Source organism: Plantactinospora sp. BC1, assembly GCF_003030345.1.
Taxonomy (GTDB): domain Bacteria; phylum Actinomycetota; class Actinomycetes; order Mycobacteriales; family Micromonosporaceae; genus Plantactinospora.
Genome location: NZ_CP028158.1, coordinates 7,233,055 through 7,247,830, shown reverse-complemented (window position 1 = coordinate 7,247,830; position 14,776 = coordinate 7,233,055). Strand labels below are relative to the sequence as shown.

Annotated in this window: 11 protein-coding genes; 8 read left to right on the top strand and 3 right to left on the bottom strand. The window is 72.9% G+C overall.

Annotated features, from left to right (window positions below; genetic code table 11):
- Nucleotides 1-70: 70 nt before the first annotated feature.
- From C6361_RS31810 to C6361_RS31785, 6 genes are all read left to right on the top strand, one after another.
- Nucleotides 71-3,118, top strand: coding sequence for an Rne/Rng family ribonuclease (locus C6361_RS31810; RefSeq protein ID WP_107269993.1), 3,048 nt, complete (start codon nt 71-73; stop codon nt 3,116-3,118).
- Between the two features lie 145 nt (nt 3,119-3,263).
- The gene (locus C6361_RS31805) at nt 3,264-3,797 is read left to right on the top strand and encodes a hypothetical protein (RefSeq protein WP_107263313.1); all 534 of its coding nucleotides are present in this window, start codon (nt 3,264-3,266) and stop codon (nt 3,795-3,797) included.
- 229 nt (nt 3,798-4,026) lie between these two features.
- Nucleotides 4,027-4,341, top strand: a complete 315-nt coding sequence (gene rplU / locus C6361_RS31800; RefSeq protein WP_101367568.1) for a 50S ribosomal protein L21 — start codon at nt 4,027-4,029, stop codon at nt 4,339-4,341.
- Nucleotides 4,342-4,370: 29 nt separating this feature from the next.
- Nucleotides 4,371-4,628 (top strand): 50S ribosomal protein L27, encoded by a 258-nt coding sequence (rpmA, locus tag C6361_RS31795; protein WP_101367567.1) that lies wholly within the window; start codon nt 4,371-4,373, stop codon nt 4,626-4,628.
- 155 nt (nt 4,629-4,783) lie between these two features.
- Nucleotides 4,784-6,268 (top strand): GTPase ObgE, encoded by a 1,485-nt coding sequence (obgE, locus tag C6361_RS31790; RefSeq protein ID WP_107269992.1) that lies wholly within the window; start codon nt 4,784-4,786, stop codon nt 6,266-6,268.
- A 120-nt stretch (nt 6,269-6,388) separates the two neighbouring features.
- Nucleotides 6,389-6,886, top strand: coding sequence for a GNAT family N-acetyltransferase (locus C6361_RS31785; RefSeq protein WP_107271307.1), 498 nt, complete (start codon nt 6,389-6,391; stop codon nt 6,884-6,886).
- 3 nt (nt 6,887-6,889) lie between these two features.
- Here C6361_RS31785 and trpS read toward each other — a convergent pair whose 3' ends face one another.
- The 3 genes from trpS to C6361_RS31770 all read right to left on the bottom strand — a co-directional run bounded on the left by trpS (nt 6,890) and on the right by C6361_RS31770 (nt 11,479).
- Entirely contained in the window at nt 6,890-7,921 is a 1,032-nt protein-coding gene (gene trpS, locus C6361_RS31780; RefSeq protein WP_199853139.1) for a tryptophan--tRNA ligase, read from the bottom strand.
- 292 nt (nt 7,922-8,213) lie between these two features.
- Complete coding sequence (locus C6361_RS31775) at nt 8,214-10,937, bottom strand: PQQ-dependent sugar dehydrogenase (protein WP_107269991.1); 2,724 nt, start codon at nt 10,935-10,937, stop codon at nt 8,214-8,216.
- 323 nt (nt 10,938-11,260) lie between these two features.
- Nucleotides 11,261-11,479, bottom strand: coding sequence for a DUF397 domain-containing protein (locus C6361_RS31770; RefSeq protein ID WP_101371446.1), 219 nt, complete (start codon nt 11,477-11,479; stop codon nt 11,261-11,263).
- A 70-nt stretch (nt 11,480-11,549) separates the two neighbouring features.
- On the opposite strand from C6361_RS31770, the gene pepN reads away from it, so the two are divergent.
- Nucleotides 11,550-14,072 (top strand): aminopeptidase N, encoded by a 2,523-nt coding sequence (gene pepN, locus C6361_RS31765; RefSeq protein ID WP_107269990.1) that lies wholly within the window; start codon nt 11,550-11,552, stop codon nt 14,070-14,072.
- 94 nt (nt 14,073-14,166) lie between these two features.
- Nucleotides 14,167-14,763 carry a nicotinate-nucleotide adenylyltransferase gene (gene nadD / locus C6361_RS31760; protein ID WP_107269989.1) on the top strand — a complete coding sequence of 199 codons (597 nt, stop codon included), beginning with the start codon at nt 14,167-14,169 and terminating at the stop codon, nt 14,761-14,763.
- Nucleotides 14,764-14,776: the final 13 nt, after the last annotated feature.

Here is a 14,776-nt window from a genome sequence, read left to right as displayed (position 1 = left end):
AAATACTTTGCGGCAACCCTGCGTGGCAGCGCTCACCCGCGCCCGGGGAAGCCAGAACTGGAGAACGTCCATGCTCGAGAACGAGCCAGAGGGCGGAGACCGGACCGGCGCTGAGCCGGCCGTCGACGCCACCACCGCAAGCGGCAACACCGGCGACACCGGTAGCACGGGCGCCGGAGGCGGCAGCCCGGAGAGCGGCGGCGCGGAGAGCGGCGGCGCCGAGGCGCCGGCTCGTCGGCGTACCACCCGGCGCCGCACCTCCAGCCCGTCCAGTGAACCGGCGCCGACCGGCGTACCGGCCGAGGCGCCCAGCACGGCCCGGACCACCAGCGGAGAGGCGCCCGACGCCGAGGTGCTGGCACCGGTGGCCGCCGACATCGAGCCCGCCCCGAAGGCGACCCGGCGACGCCGCAAGGCCACCACGGCGGAGAAGAAGGACGACACCGGACTTCCGGCCGGCGAGTCGGCCGCGGCCGTCGACCCGGGTACCTCCGCCGCCGGTGCCGACGACGCGGCCGCGATCGAAGCCGTACCGCCGGTGAAGGTGACGCGTACCCGCCGGAAGAAGGCGGCGCCGCCGGCCGAGCCGACCGACGCGGCCGTCGCCCCGCCGCAGGCCGTCGAGAGCGCCCCGGCGGCGGCCGGCGAGGTCCCGGTGACCGGGTCCGACGTCGGCGCCCCGGCCGCCCCCGAACTGACCGGCGGAGCCGGCCTGCCGGCGGCCGGCGGCCCGGCCGAGGCCGAGGCCGAGGTGGTGGCCGAGGAGACGCCCCGTGGGCGTCGGCGCCGCGCGGCGCTCTCCGCGCCGACCGTGCTGTTCATGGCTCCCGAGCCGGAGACCCCGCCGGCCCGGGTCGGTGCGGCGGTCGAGCCCGCTGCGGCGACCCGACCGACCGAGGTCGAGGCCGAGGGTGAGCCGGTCGAGCCCGTCGAGGGCGCCCGACGGCGTCGCCGTGGCCGGCGTGCCGCCGAGCCCGCCGTGCCGGAGGTCGAGGCCGAGGTCGAGGCGGTCATTGACGAGGAGGCCGCCGACGTCACCGACTCCGACGTCGAGGCCGACGAGGACGAGGAGAGCGCGGCGGCCCGGCGCAGGCGGCGACGCGGCCGCCGGGGCCGGGGCCGGGGCAAGGGCGGTGCCGACGACGTCGAGGACTCCGAGGAGGGCGACGAGCCGGCGGCCCAGGCCGAGGAGGGGGCCGACGACGACGAGGACGAGGACGGCGAGGCCGGCGACGGGGTCACCCGACGCCGCCGCCGACGTCGGCGCAAGGGCGCCGGGGAGACCGACGGCGCGGCGGACGACGGCGTACCCACGGTCATCAAGATCCGCGAGCCCCGCCGGAGCGTGGACGAGGTGCAGGGCGTCTCCGGCTCGACCCGGCTGGAGGCCAAGCGCCAGCGCCGCCGGGACGGTCGTGAGCAGCGGCGTACCCGGCCGCCGATCCTGAGCGAGTCGGAGTTCCTGGCCCGCCGGGAGGCGGTCGACCGGGTGATGGCGGTACGCCAGCGCGGCGACCGGACCCAGATCGCCGTACTGGAGGACGGGGTGCTGGTCGAGCACTACGTCACCCGCGCCTCCGCCGGCACGATGGCCGGCAACGTCTACCTCGGCAAGGTGCAGAACGTGCTGCCCAGCATGGAGGCGGCCTTCGTCGACGTCGGGCGCGGCCGCAACGCCGTGCTCTACGCCGGAGAGGTCAACTGGGACACCACCGGCCTGGAGGGGCGGGCCCGCTCGATCGAGCAGGCGCTGCGCTCCGGTGACTCGGTGCTGGTGCAGGTCACCAAGGACCCGATCGGGCACAAGGGCGCCCGGCTGACCAGCCACATCGCGCTCTCCGGGCGGCACCTGGTCTACGTGCCGCACGGCAACGCCTCGGGGATCAGTCGCAAGCTGCCCGACACCGAGCGCAAGCGGCTGCGGGACATCCTGAAGAAGCTGGTCCCGGACGGTGCCGGAGTGATCGTCCGGACCGCCGCCGAGGGCGCCAGCGAGGACGAGCTGGCCCGGGACGTGAAGCGGCTCCAGGCGCAGTGGGAGGACATCCAGGCGAAGGCGGCCGAGGGTGGCGCCCCGGTGCTGCTCTACGAGGAGCCCGACCTGGTGATCCGGGTGGTCCGGGACCTGTTCAACGAGGACTTCCGCGAGCTGGTAGTGCAGGGCGACGAGTCGTACGACATGGTCGAGTCCTACCTCTCGCACGTCTCGCCCGACCTGGTGCCCCGGCTGCGCCGGCACACCGGTACGGCGGACGTCTTCGCCGAGCGGCGGATCGACGAGCAGATCCTCAAGGGGCTGGACCGGAAGGTCTTCCTCCCCTCCGGCGGTCACCTGGTGATCGACCGTACCGAGGCGATGACGGTGATCGACGTCAACACCGGCAAGTACACCGGTGCCGGCGGCAACCTGGAGGAGACGGTCACCCGGAACAACCTGGAGGCGGCCGAGGAGATCGTCCGGCAGCTCCGCCTCCGTGACCTGGGCGGCATCGTCGTGATCGACTTCATCGACATGGTGCTGGAGTCGAACCGGGACCTGGTGCTGCGCCGGCTCACCGAGTGCCTGGGCCGGGACCGGACCAAGCACCAGGTGACCGAGATCACCTCGCTCGGCCTGGTCCAGATGACCCGGAAGCGGATCGGTGCCGGGCTGCTGGAGGCGTTCAGCGAGACCTGCGACTGCTGCAAGGGCCGTGGCGTGATCATCCACACCGAGCCGGTGCCGGAGAAGTCCCGCCCGGGCGCGGGAGACAAGGTGAAGGCGGTCGCCTCGGCCACCGGTACCTCGGCACCGGCCGCCGCCCCGGCCTCGGAGGCACCGGCCGGCGGCGGTCGGCGCCGGGGCCGCAAGGCCGCCGCGCCGGAGCGGGTCGTCGTCGAGGTCTCGGAGTACGAGGACACCATGGGGTACGACCTGTCCCGCTACGAGGCGGAGACCCCCGAGGTCGGCGACGTCGTCGAGGCCGCACCGGCCGAGTCGATGCGACTGGCCGGGGCCGGTGACCCGGACGGGATCGAGGACACCGGTGACCTGGACGCGGAGGGCGAGGGCGCGGAGATCGGCGGCGGTCGTCGCCGGGCCCGACGTGGCGGTACCCGCCGCCGCACCCGGCCCTGACTCGGCGCCGTCGGCGGAGACGGTTGCTCCGCTGACGCCGCTGGTGGCTAGGCTGGGCTCACTCCCTCGCGATCCCGGGCCGGGCGTCCGACCACCGTCGGCACCGCCCCGCTCGGGACCGGCCGCCCCCCGACAGGAGAAGATCATGCGACGCCTGCTGGTGACCGCCGCTATCGCCACCGCGCTGTTCGCGGCCGCCGGCTGCTCGGGTGAGCGGGACGGTGTCGCCGGGCCCGGGCCCTCCGGCGGCCCGTCGGCCGGCGTACCGTCGTCGTCGGCCACCGCGACGCCGGGCGCCAGCCCGGGCGGTCCGGCCGGGTCACCGCCGGTGGAGACGAGCCCGGCCGGCGGCAACGGCAAGGAGGTCTGCGCGGCGGCCACCAAGGCGGCCACCTCCTCCGTGCAGACCTTCGTCTCCGAACTGGGCAAGTCGCTCCAGGCGGCGGGGAGCGGCGACACCGCCGGGGCGCAGGCGGCCCAGCGCAAGGCGGAGGCGGCGTTGCAGACCTGGGGCGCGGCGATGCGGGAGCAGTCCGCCCGGGCCACCGACGAGCGGCTCAAGACGGTACTCGCCGAGATCGCGACCGAGGTCGGCACGATGAAGGCCAGCGTCGAGTCGGTCGACGAGAACAAGCTCCAGCAGTTGCAGCAGCGGCTGGACGTGCTCTGCCCGAGCTGATCCCGACCGGCCCGGCAGCGCCGAGGAGGGTGACGAGCCTGGTCACCGCCCCCGCCGCCCGGGCCGATCGGCAGGCCCGGTTTGGGTGAGCGGCCCGTCATGGCGTACGCTAACCTGCGGCGCTGATTACGCGCCACGTTCTCGCGTGCCCGCCCCGCACCTCCCGTGCGGTCGAGCGGACCGTCGCGAACAACCACCCGCAGCCTCAACGACAGGGAGTCCGCGTCCGATGTACGCGATCGTCAAGACCGGCGGCAAGCAGTACAAGGTCGCCGAGGGCGACGTGATCGAGGTCGAGAAGCTGGTCGGCCAGCCCGGCGACGCGATCAAGCTCGCCGCCGTCCTCCTCGTCGACGGGGACAACCTGGTGACCGACGCCGCGCAGCTGGCCAAGGTCGCGGTGTCCGGCGAGATCGCCGCACACACCAAGGGTCCGAAGATCCGGATCCACAAGTTCAAGAACAAGACCGGCTACCACAAGCGCCAGGGTCACCGCCAGCCGCTGACCCAGGTCAAGGTGACCGGCATCTCCAACGGCAAGTAAGCCCCAGCGGAAAGACAGGTCGTCCTCAGATGGCTCACAAAAAGGGTGCGTCCAGCTCGCGGAACGGTCGCGACTCCGCGGCGCAGCGACTCGGCGTCAAGCGGTTCGGTGGGCAGGTCGTCAGCGCCGGCGAGATCCTGATTCGGCAGCGGGGCACCAAGTTCCACCCCGGTGACCTGGTCGGTCGCGGTGGCGACGACACGCTCTTCGCGCTGGCCGCCGGTGCGGTCCAGTTCGGCACCAAGCGCGGCCGCAAGGTCGTCAGCATCGTGCCGTCCGAGCGGTAACGTCAGCTTTTCCGGCGGAGCGGGCCGCGGACCTGGTGTCCGGGCCCGCTCCGCCGTTTCTCGGGCACCGGTCGACCGTGCCCGGCCGTCCGGCCGGGCGACCGACCTGTGCCGTATCCGGCGCCGCCGGTCGGCGCCGATGAAAGGATTGCAGCGTGACGACGTTCGTTGACCGGGTCGTACTGCACCTGCAGGCCGGTGACGGCGGGCACGGTTGCGTCTCGATCCACCGGGAGAAGTTCAAGCCGTTCGGCGGGCCGGACGGCGGCAACGGCGGACACGGCGGCAGCGTGTCCCTGGTGGTCGACCCCCAGGTGCACACCCTGCTCGACTTCCACTTCCGGCCGCACGTCAAGGCCGAGAACGGCAAGGGCGGCGCCGGCTCCAACCGGGACGGTGCCAACGGGCACGACCTGGTGCTCAAGGTCCCGGACGGCACGGTCGTGCACGCCATGGACGGCACGGTGCTGGCCGACCTGGTCGGCGCCGGCACCACCTTCGAGGTGGCCCGGGGCGGTCGGGGCGGTCGGGGCAACGCCTCGCTGGCCAACGCCCGGCGCAAGGCGCCCGGCTTCGCCGAGCTGGGCGAGCCGGGGGACCGGCTCGACGTCGTACTCGAACTCAAGAGCGTGGCCGACGTCGGCCTGGTGGGTTTCCCGTCGGCCGGCAAGTCCTCGCTGATCTCGGTCCTCTCGGCCGCCAAGCCGAAGATCGCCGACTACCCGTTCACCACGCTGGTGCCGAACCTCGGCGTGGTCCGGGTCGACGAGCACACCTTCACCGTCGCCGACGTGCCGGGCCTGATCCCCGGTGCCGCCACCGGCAAGGGGCTCGGGCTGGAGTTCCTCCGGCACATCGAGCGCTGCGCGGTGCTGGTGCACGTGGTGGACGCGGCCAACCCCGAGCCGGGGCGCGATCCGCTGGCCGACATCGACGCCATCGAGGCGGAGCTCTCCGAGTACGGCGGGTTGGCCGACCGGCCCCGGCTGGTCGTACTCAACAAGATCGACGTACCGGACGGGCGGGATCTCGCCGAGATCGTCCGCCCCGACATCGAGGCCCGTGGCCTGCGGGTATTCGAGGTCTCGGCGGTGACCCGGGAGGGGCTGCGCGAGCTGACCTTCGCGCTGGCGGAGCTGGTCGAGCAGTCCCGGGCGGTGGCGCCCGACCTGGAGCCGACCCGGATCGTGATCCGGCCGGTCGCGGTCGACGACGCCGGCTTCACGATCGAGACGGCGCCGGACGGCGCGTACGTGGTACGCGGGCAGCGGCCGGAGCGCTGGGTCAAGCAGACCAACTTCGACAACGAGGAGGCGGTCGGCTACCTGGCCGACCGGCTGGCCCGGCTCGGTGTCGAGGAGCAGCTCGCCAAGGCGGGTGCGGAGCCGGGCAGCCTGGTCCGGATCGGGGAGCGGGAGTTCGACTGGCAGCCGACGCTCTACGCCGGTGCCGAGTACGTGCCGAGTGCCCGGGGCACCGACAGCCGGCTGGCCGAGAAGGTTACCCGGCCGACCGCGGCCGAGCGGCTCGCCGCCCGCAAGGCCCGTCGGCAGCGGCCGCCGGAGGAGGCGACCCCGGACCCGACCCCGGACGGCACCGTGCAGCGGCCCGACAGCGGCACGGCGCCGGACGCGGACTAGTTCGCTGTGCCGGACGTGGACTAGTTAGCTGCGTCGTAGGCGGATTAGTTCGCTGCGTCGGCGTATCGGGTCCACTTGGCCGAAACCTCGACGAAACGCCTGGTGGTTACCGTCGGCGGTGTGCTGATCGAGTCGCGTTCGTCGTCGGATCCCGAGCTGGCCGCCCTGGTGGTGGCCCAGCAGCGTGAGCTTCGGGAAGCCGACGGCGGTCTGGACGGGCAGGTGTTCATGCCGCACGACGACGCCCGCTACCTGGTGGGCGTGATCGCCGGCCGGGCGGTGGCCTGCGGGGCGATCCAGACGCTGGACCGGGACACCGCCGAGGTCAAGCGGATGTACGTCCGGCCGGCCCACCGGGGTCAGGGCCTCGCCCGGCAGATGCTCGGCGCGCTCGAGGAACTGGCCCTGCGGGCCGGGCAGACCGTACTGCGGCTGGAGACCGGCAGCTACCTCCCCGGCGCCATCCAGCTCTACCTCTCCTCCGGCTACGTGGAGATCCCCGCCTACGGCGAATACACCAGCAACCCCTACAGCGTCTGCTTCGAGAAGCGGCAGCCGGCCACCTCGGGGAGAGAGCGGCTGCCCGGACGGGCCGAGGCCACAGTCTCGCTGGGGTAGCCCTCAGGGCAGCAGCCCCAGCGCGCGCTTCGCCCGGTGGACGGTGTCGGTGGCGTTGTCGCGGGCCCGGTCGGCGCCGTCGGCGAGTACCCGCCGGACATAGCCCGGATCGCGGGCGAGTTCCGTGTAGCGGAGTCGGATCGGCCGGAGCATCGCCTCGACCGCCTCGGCGACCGCGTTCTTCAACTGGGCGTACGAGCCGTACCCGGCGGCCAGGTCGGCGGGGGAGCCGCCCAGGCAGGTCGCCAGGATCTCCAGCAGGTTCGCCACGCCGGGCCGGCGCTGCGGGTCGTACTCGACGGTCCGGCCCGGGTCGGTGACGGCGCGCAGCACCTTGCGGCGGATCACCTCGGGCGGATCGAGCAGGAAGACGGTGCCGGCCTCGCTGCTGCTGGTCTTGCCCATCTTGGCGGTCGGGTCGGCCAGGTCCATCAGCCGGGCCGACACCGTCGGATGGACCGCCCGGGGGATGGTGAAGGTGTCGCCGTACCGGGTGTTGAACCGGGTCGCCACGGCGCGGGTGAGTTCGAGATGCTGGCTCTGGTCGTCGCCGACCGGCACCTCCTGCACGTCGTGCAGCAGAATGTCGGCGGCCATCAGCACGGGATAGCTGAGCAGGCTCAGCCGGACCTGCCCGTGCCGCGCCGACTTCTCCCGGAACTGGATCATCCGGTGCGCCTCGCCGTAGCCGGTGGCACACTCCAGCAGGTAGTGCAGTTCGGTGTGCTGCGGCACCTGTGACTGCACGTAGAGCAGCGCCCGGTCCGGGTCGAGGCCGGCGGCGAGCAGTACGGTGGCCTGCTCCAGGGTCAGCGCCCGGATCTGCGCCGGTTGGTGGGTCACGGTGAGCGCGTGCAGGTCGGCGAGGAAGACGATCGTCTCGGCCCGGTACTGGCCGGCGACGATCGGCCGGATCGCACCGACCAGGTTGCCCAGGTGCAGGTGGCCGGTTGGTTTGAGGCCGGTGATCCGGCGCAGTGCCGGTGCGTTCGGGGCGAGTGCGGTGGCTGCCGGAAGTGCGGTGCTCGGGGCCATGACAGGTGCTCCTTACCGGTGTGGCGGTCGCCCCCGGGTGAGCACATGCGAAACGGCCGCCCGGAGGGCGGCCGCTGGCTGTTGTTCGGGTACGCGGATGCGCGGGCCGCCCGTCAGGGCAGCCACCAACCGTTCGAGGTCATCCGCACACCTCCACGGTAGCAGGGCCGGTGCGCCGGGTGGGAGGTCCGCCGCGCCCCGGTCGGCGGGCTGGTGCCGGGCGGCTCCCGGCGAGCGGTCGGCGACGGTCGTCAGCCGTCACCGGCGCTCGCCGGGGAGCCGGTTCGACGGGTCAGCCGGTCGGCACCACACCGACGTTGAGTTCGGCCACCGAGGTCCACCGGTTGCCGCTGACCTCACCGAGGGCGCGGAGCCGGAGGTACCGGCCGCTGGTCGGCGGGATCGTCACCGTCTGTTCCGCCGCGCTGTTCGGGAAGGTGCCGGTGGCCACCGGGGTGCCCCAACTGCTCCGGCTGTTCGAGACGTACACCTCGTAGCCGGTGATCCGGCCGCCGGTGTTCGAGCCCTGCCGGGGCAGGTAGTACAGCCGGTTGACCGTCCGGGCGCTGCCCAGGTCGAGGTCGATCCAGTGCGGGTGCGCCGGGTTGGAGAGCAGCCGCTGGGTGTGCCAGATCGACGAGCTGCTGCCGTCCCGGACGTTGTTGGCCCGGCCGTTGACCAGGAGCGTCTCCTGGCTGTCCGCCCCGGCCACGGTCCAGGCCGACTGCGGCAGCCGGGTGCTGCCGGACTGCGGGTTGTAGGTGGCGGTGTAGCTGGTCGGGGTCGTCGGGGCGGTGATCACGTGGGTCTGCGCCCCGCCGTCGGACCAGGAACCGAAGACGTACGGCACGCCGCCGAGGGTCTGCGGGGTGACCGCGCTGACGGTGTTGCTGGACCCCTGGATGACGGTACGGGTGAAGGGCGCCGCCTGGGCCGTCGCCCCGAAGACCAGTTGCAGACCCGGCGGGCTGGAGTTGAAGGTCAGGTCGACGGTCTTCGGGTCGAGCCGCACGCTGGTGCTGTGCGACAGCCCGCCGCTGTCCGTGGCGGTGAGCACCAGCTCCAGATAGGACGGATACTCGTGGTCCGGCCCGAACATGCTGCCGCTGGCGCCGGTGAAGTCCTGCAACGTGTGGATGTGGCAGTTGTCCAGCGTGTAGCAGTGGTGCAGCAGCATCCGCCAGTGCAGCGCGCTGGCCGGCAGGGTGCCCTGGTCCGGGTCGGTCGCGTGCCCGGTGAAGCTGATCGTGTCGTTGACCGCCCAGGTGAAGTCGCCGCCCGGACTGTCGATCACCGCGGTCGGCATGCTGTTGCCGGTCTGGATCGGCACCGTCTGGGTGCCGGAGGCGTTCAGCGTGTCGTAGACGGTCAGCCGGGCGGTGTACGGGCCGCCGGCCGGATAGGTGTACGTCGCCGTCGCCGTGGTGGCGTCGACGGTGCCGTCGTTGGTGAAATCCCACTCGTAGCGCAGCCGGCCGGCGTCGGCCGGGTCCGCGTCGGAGGAGCCGGTGCCGTCGAAGTTCACCGTCAGCGGCGCCGTCCCGGAGGTGGGGGAGGCGGCGATGGAGGCGACCGGCGGCTGGTTGCCGGGGAAGTAGCGGATCCGGCGTACCGAACCGGCGTGGTCGACGTAGTAGAGGTCACCGCCCGGCCCCATGGCCAGGTCGACGGGATTGGCGGCGGCGCTGCCGAAGGTACGCCGGCTGCTCGCCACCGGCAGCCCACCGGGTGCGGCGGGCAACATCGCCCAGATGCAGTCCCGGGAGTAGTCGGAGAAGAAGAGCGCGCCCGCGTACTCGGCCGGATAGCTGCCGCCGGCCGCCGGATAGAAGGCGGCACCCGAGACCGACGAGCTGCCGGTCGGACACGCCTCCCCGGCCACCACCCGGGCCGCGTGGTCGTACGTGTAGAACGGCGCCGTCTGCCCGGCACCGCTGTAGAGGCTCTCGCACATGTCGAGGTTGGCGCTGTCGTAGCCGCTCTGCCGGCCGGCGCCCTCGAAGCACGGCCAGCCGAAGTTGGTGACCGAGGCGGTCGGGTCGACCACCCGGTTGACCTCCTCCCACCGGGTCCAGCCGACGTCACCGGCCCAGACCTCGTTGGTGCCGGGCCGGATGGTGAACCGGAACGGGTTGCGCAGCCCCTGCGCGACGATCCGTCGGGTGTTCGGGTCGGGGCTGGCCGCCGACGGGTTGCCGGGGGCGGCGGCGCCGGTCAGCGGGTCGAGCCGCAGCACCGTACCGTCCAGGCTGGTCGGGTCGGCGGTGGTCCGGGAGTCCTGGGAGCGCAGCGCGCCGCCCTCGGCGGTCGGCGGGGACATCGTGCCGCCGGGCGGGTCGGCGCAGGGGTTCGGCGGGGTGCCGAGCTGGCCGTAGTCGACCAGGTCGTAGCTGGCTCCGTCCCCGGCGGTGGCGTAGAGCATCCCGTCGGCACCGAACCGCAGGTCACCGGTGGCGTGGCTGGCGTACTGCTGGCACCAGTCGTCGATGAAGACCTGCTCGGTGCCGGTCATCGTGTTGCCGGCGGCGGTCAGCCGGGAGAGCCGGCCGGTGACGATGCACCGCCCGCCGTTGGTACCGCCGACCGAGGCGCAGTTGTCGTTCCAGTACGGCGCGGTCTGCCCCGGCGGGGCGTCGTAGGCGTAGAGCACGTAGACGTACGGCTGGGTCGGGAAGTCCGGGTGCAGGGCCAGCCCGAGCAGTCCCCGGTCGTGTTGGTTGTGCACGTTCGCCGACAGGTCGGCGAAGACGGTGGCGGTGGTGTCGGCGAGGTCGTCGTACACCTTGATCCGGCCGCCCTTCTCGGCGACGAAGACCCGCCCGTCCGGGGCGAACTCGATATTGGTCGGCTGGTTCAGGCCGGTGAAGACGACCTGTTCCTGGAAGCCGGTCGGCAGCACCACGGCGGCGGCGGGTGCCGTACCGGAGATCGGTGCGGCCAGCGCCGCGACCAGCGCGACCGCGACTCCTGTCCGTAGTAGGCGGTTGACCGGTGACGGTCGTGCGGAAGATGGCATTCGTTCCCCCAACTTGGCGCAGCTCCAAGCAGTGCACGGTGCGACCTTCGCGCCGGTCCGGGACCGGGTGCACAAAGGACCTGTCACGCTAGGGGGAGGGGCGGGGCGCGGCAGCCCGGTCCCGCCCGGAGTGAGCATCTCGTGACTACGGGCTAACCGTACGTCATCTGATGTATGGGGATGATGCCGCCCGGATCACGACGCACCGCCTCAGCGGATCATCGGAGAGTGCCTGTCCGGTCGGGCGAACCGGTTCCACCCGACCGGCCGGCCGCCGCCACACGGCCGCCCGGGGTGCGCAGCCGCCCGCTGCGCCGCCCCGGTCAGTCGAGGTCGAACTCGCCGTCCTGGGCGCCGGCCACGAAGGCGTCCCACTCGGCCTGGGTGAAGACCAGCACCGGACCGTCCGGTTCGGCGGAGTTGCGCATGCCGATCAGATCGTCGACGAACGCGATTTCGACCGCGCCCTCGGAGTCGTCGCCCTCGGCCCGCTGCCACACGGCGCGGGACAGGTCGAAATCACCCTTGGGGTGCTGCGCCATCGTCGGTTCCTCCATAGCGTGATCTGGCCGGGACCGAACCGTCCGCGGACCCATCGTGCAGGATAAGCGGATGCCGAGCCTGACCCGGGTAGCGGCGGCGGAACGCGCCGCCCTGCTCACCGTGGAGTCGTACGACATCGAACTTGATCTCACCGGGTCGGCGGAGCGGTTCCGGTCGACCACCACGGTCCGGTTCCGGGCGGCCACGCCGGGGGCCGGGACGTTCGTCGAGGTCAGGCCGGCTCGACTGCTCGGGGTACGACTCAACGGCGCCGCGCTGGACCCGGCCGCCCTGGACGACAACCAGTACCCGCTGACCGGGCTGGCCGCCGAGAACACGCTGGTGGTCGAGGCGGAGATGGCGTACTCGAACAGCGGCGAGGGGCTGCACCGCTTCGTCGACCCGGCCGACGGCGAGACCTACCTCTACGCGATGTCGGGGATGGACAACGCCCAGCGGATCTTCGCCTGCTTCGACCAGCCCGACCTGAAGGCGCCGGTGACCCTGGCCGTCGTCGCGCCGGAGGAGTGGATCGTCGCCGGCAACGGGCGGCTCGACAGCGGGCCGGTCGCCGGGCGGTGGGTCTTCGCCCCGACCCCGCCGCTGGCCACCTACCTCGTCTCACTGGTCGCCGGCCCGTACGCGGTGCGCCGGGCCGAGCACGACGGTATCCCGCTCGGCCTCTACTGCCGGCGTTCGCTCACCGAGCACCTGGACCGGGACGCCGAGGAGATCCTCACCGTCACCCGGCAGTGCCTGGACCGGCTGCACCGGCTTTTCGGGGTGCGCTACCCGTTCGGCAAGTACGACCAGGCGTTCGTGCCGGAGTTCAACATGGGTGCGATGGAGAACCCGGGCCTGGTCACCTTCCGGGACGAGTTCCTGCCCCGGTCGGCGGTGACCGACGCCGAGCGGGAACAGCGGGCGAACAGCATCGCGCACGAGATGTCGCACATGTGGTTCGGCGACCTGGTCACCCTGCGCTGGTGGGACGACCTGTGGCTGAACGAGTCGTTCGCCGAGTACTTCGGCACCCGGATCACCGCCGAGGCGACCCGGTTCGACCGGGCGTGGACCACGTTCGCGCTGCGCCGCAAGGCCTGGGGCTACGCCGCCGACCAGCGACCCTCCACCCATCCCGTCGCGCCGACGGAGGTGGCCGACGCGACCGAGGCGCTGGCCAACCTCGACGGCATCTCGTACGCCAAGGGTGCCTCGGTGCTCCGCCAGCTCGTCGCCTGGCTCGGCGACGACGCCTTCCTGGCCGGGCTGCGGGGATATTTCGCCGCGCACCGGTTCGGCAACGCCACCCTCGCCGACCTGCTCGCCGCGCTCGCCGCCGGCAGCGGCCGCGACCTGGCCGGCTGGGCGGCGGTGTGGCTGCGGCAGCCGCAGCTCAACACCCTGCGCACCGAGGTGCGGCTGCGCGACGACGGGCACTACGCCGAGGTCGCCCTGGTGCAGACCGCCCCGCCGGAGCATCCGGTGCTGCGCCCGCACCGGATCGGTGTCGGGCTCTACGATCCCGACCCGGCCGGCGGGGGGACCGCGCTGCGGTTGCGGGACCGGGTCGAGGTGGACCTCGACCCGGCGGCGGACGGCGGCCGTACGGTGCTGCCCGGGTTGACCGGTCAGCCGGCGGCCCGGCTGCTGCTGCCCAACGACGGCGACCTGACCTTCGCCAAGGTACGCCTGGACGCCGCCTCCGTCGCCGCCGTGCCGGCGGCCCTGCCCGAGCTGGCCGATCCGCTGACCCGGGCGCTGCTCTGGGCGGAGGCGCTGGACGCGGTGACCGACGGGGAACGGCCGGTCGCCGACCTGGTGGCGCTGGTGGTGGCCGCCCTGCCCGCCGAGACCGAGGTGGTCGTGGTGCAGGACGTGCTGGCCCGGACCTGCGACCTGCTCGACCGCCATCTCCAGCCGGAGGTCCGGCCGGCCGCGCTGGAGCAGCTCGCCGGGGCCTGCGCGCGGCTGCTCGCGGTGGCCCCGCCCGGCGGTTCGGGGCAGCTCGCCGCGGCGCGCGGCTGGATCTCCTCGACCGTCGAGGTGGCCCGGCTGACCGGCTGGCTGGCCGGCAAGGAGGTGCCCGACGGGCTGGCGGTCGACGCCGAGCTGCGCTGGGCGGTGCTGGGCCGGCTGGCCGTACTCGGTGCGGTGGGGGAGCCGGAGGTCGCCGCCGAGCAGGCCGAGGACGGAAGTGCCAGCGGGGCGGAGCGGGCCGCCACCTGTCGGGCGGCGCTGCCGGACCCGGCGGCCAAGGAGCACGCCTGGCGGCTGCTCGTCGGCGAGACGAGCCTGTCGAACCGGCTGCTGGAGGCGACGGCGCGCGGGTTCTGGCAACCGGAGCAGGCGGAACTGACCGACTCCTATGTGGAGCGGTACTTCGCCGAGATGCCGGCGGCGGCGCGGCGGCGTACCCCCTGGGTCGCCGACCGGGTCGCGGCGCTGGCCTATCCGCGCTACGCCGTCTCCGCGCGGACCCGGGAACTGGCGGCGGCGCTGCTGGGCCGGGACGACCTGCCCTCCGGCCTGCGCCGGGTGGTGGTCGACGAGGACGACGACCTGCGCCGGGCGCTCGCCGCGCGGCGCTGAGCCCCGGCCGGGCCGGGCCGCTCCGGTGGGCCGGAAAATGCGATCTGGCTCATGCTCGCCGGACCGGGCGGCGCGTCCGGCTTACGATCAAGCCGTGGAGGCAGACATCCGGCGGATAGGGATCATGGGGGGTACCTTCGACCCGATCCACCACGGGCACCTCGTCGCCGCGAGCGAGGTCGCCGACCGGTTCGAGCTGGACGAGGTGGTCTTCGTGCCCACCGGCCAGCCGTGGCAGAAGGCCGACGAGCCGGTCAGCTCGGCCGAGGACCGCTACCTGATGACCGTGATCGCGACCGCCTCGAACCCGCGCTTCCAGGTGAGCCGGGCCGACATCGACCGGGGCGGCCCGACCTACACCGTCGACACGCTGCGCGACCTGCACTCGGAGTACGGCCCGAAGGTGCAGCTCTTCTTCATCACCGGTGCCGACGCGCTGGAGAAGATCCTCTCCTGGAAGGATCTCGACCAGATGTTCGAACTGGCCCATTTCATCGGGGTCACCCGGCCCGGTTTCGTCCTCTCCGACGCGCACCTGCCGGCCGACACGGTCAGCCTGGTCGAGGTGCCGGCGATGGCCATCTCCTCGACCGACTGCCGGGCCCGGGTGGCCGCCGGTGGGCCACTCTGGTATCTCGTCCCGGACGGTGTGGTGCAGTACATCGCCAAACGGAGGCTGTACCGGGGGTGATTCCGCCCGGTTT